Source organism: Bradyrhizobium sp. Kon58 (assembly GCF_055807455.1).
In genome coordinates, this window is the sequence record NZ_JBVVOT010000478.1 from 1 (window position 1) to 262 (window position 262).

Below are 262 nucleotides of genomic sequence, written 5' to 3' on the forward strand. Positions count from 1 at the left end.
ACCTTGCCCGCCAGTTTCTGCGCGGCCAGGGCCTGGATCGCACCGCCGGCGGTGGCGTCGTTGGAGGCGACAATGGCGTCGATCTTGTTGTCGTTGCGGGTCAGGGCGTTCTCGACAATGCTCAGAGCCTCGGTGGGGTTCCATTCCTTGACCCATTGCTGGCCGACGATCTTGATGTCGCCCTTGTCGATGGCCGGTTGCAGCACTTTCATCTGGCCTTCGCGCAGCACCTTGGCGTTGTTGTCGGTAGGCGCGCCGCCGA

Annotated in this window: 1 protein-coding gene; it reads right to left on the bottom strand. The window is 63.7% G+C overall.

Features of this window, described 5'->3' with window-relative positions:
• A partial coding sequence (locus AC0L20_RS41210; RefSeq protein ID WP_473295863.1) for a substrate-binding domain-containing protein occupies positions 1 to 262 on the bottom strand: 262 nt, incomplete at both ends.